Annotated in this window: 2 protein-coding genes; both read right to left on the bottom strand. The window is 73.7% G+C overall.

Going from position 1 to position 1668, the window contains the following annotated elements; genetic code table 11:
* Window positions 1–381, bottom strand: a 381-nt coding sequence (locus tag VF665_RS03455) for an arginine repressor (RefSeq protein WP_331052009.1), incomplete at its 3' end; no start/stop codon positions are given.
* A gap of 106 nt (window positions 382–487) precedes the next feature.
* Window positions 488–1516, bottom strand: a complete 1029-nt coding sequence (locus tag VF665_RS03450) for a hypothetical protein (protein ID WP_331052008.1) — start codon at window positions 1514–1516, stop codon at window positions 488–490.
* Window positions 1517–1668: the final 152 nt, after the last annotated feature.

Below are 1668 nucleotides of genomic sequence, written 5' to 3'. Positions count from 1 at the left end.
GAGGATGGTGTCGTCGCCGCCGATGGTGCCCACGATCTCCGGCCACCCCTCCGCGTCGATGGCGACGGCAATGGGCTGCGCGCCGCCCACGAGCGTCTTGAGCACCAGCAGGTTGCCCACGCCATCCGCGCCCACGTACAGCGCGGGAAGCAGCCGGCTGAGCGTGGGGCCCACGTCCGGCCCGCCCGCCGGGACCACGTATCCGCTCCCGCCGTGCTCGTCGGGCGCTTTCACCAGCCCCAGATTGCGGATGTCGCGCGACAGGGTGGCTTGCGCGACGTCGATGCCGCGCGCCGCCAGAAGCTCACGCAGCGCCTCCTGCGAGGGGACGCGGTGGTTACGGACGATCTCCAGGATGGCCGCGTGGCGGGGAAGCTTCACCGGGGCGTGCGGGGCGCGGGGGATGGAGTGCGGTCGGTGGCCGAAGATACACGCGGTGCACACCGCGATCCACCCCGCGCGCCGCGGACCCGATGGACGGCGCGGATCAGGCAGCCGGGCGGGCCTGCGCGTCCGGCGTGGCGGGAAGGGCCAGGATGGCGGGAACGCGAAGGCCGGTGGGCGCGAGCGCGGCGATCCGCGCCGCGGCCCCGGCGCCACGAGAGTCCGGCAGCGCGGCACAGAAATCGTGCGCATCCCGCAGCGCGGCGAACCACAGCAGCGGGCGCGGGCCGTCCACCCGGGCCAGGAAGTCCGCCGACTCGCGGAGGAACGGCTCCTCGTCCGCGCCGTGCAGCGCGGCGCGCATGCGCAGCCACCCGCGGCACCAGGCGAACGGATCCGCCCCCTCCGGCGCGGCGAGACGATGATCCAGCCGCTGCACCAGTGCGCCGTTCAGCTGCGGCTCGCGGGCCAGCAGCAGCGCCAGTTCGGTGACGATCTCGTTCAGCGTGATGGCGAGCAGGCGCGGCGGCAGCGGCGGCGCGGGGGTGCGCAGCGGGGCCAGCGGCCACGCCCGCGCATCGCCCTCGATGTAGTCCCACAGCGCGGCGGCGGTCCGCAGCGCGCCCATGGGATCGAGCCGGGACGCCACCCGTGCGCGCAGGTGAATGTGCGACAGGTGCAGCCGGCGCCCCTCCGCGTTGGGGAAGCCGTGTTCGTCGCTGGCGCGGTTGGCGTAGTCGATGGCGACGTCCAGCTCCCGAAGCGCCTCGTCCCACGCGGCGTGGCAGTACGCCAGGTACGCCTCGCCCGCGTGGTGCATGGTGGACCCCAGCATTCGCCCGCGCGCAGACAGGTCCGCCGCCGCCAGCGCGGCGCGCGCCTTGGCCAGCCACTCCCCGGCCGCATTCAGCTCCCGCGCGCGGGCGTGCCGCAGCGCCGTCTCGCGCGGAAACGAAACGCCGCGCAGCGCCGCCGAATCCCCCTCGCCCAGCCACTCGACCACCGCGCGCTCCGCGTTGGGGATCCCCGCCGTGGTGTCCGCCACCAGCGTGCCGCCGCGCAGATACTCCGCGCCCTGCCGCACCGCCTCCACCAGCCGGTCCAGCGCCGCGGATTCTGTCGTTCGGTCCATCGATGTCGGCATGTGCGGGAGGATGACGGCGGGGATTCCACAAGAGTAAGCGGAAAACGGAAGCCGTTCAAGCGGCACCGGGTTGCATCCGGGAAAGGTGCGCGGCGGGTGCACTGGCCGGAAACGGCCATGATACATTACATTATCCGACA

The organism is Longimicrobium sp. (genome assembly GCF_036387355.1).
Classification (GTDB): domain Bacteria; phylum Gemmatimonadota; class Gemmatimonadetes; order Longimicrobiales; family Longimicrobiaceae; genus Longimicrobium.
The sequence above is the reverse complement of the archived record's forward strand: the minus strand, read 5'-3'. Positions and strand labels throughout refer to the sequence as shown.

Coding starts and splice junctions, on each gene's coding strand:
- VF665_RS03450 (WP_331052008.1), bottom strand. CDS start 1,516: ATGGACCGAACGACAGAATCCGCGGCGCTGGACCGGCTGGTGGAGGCG.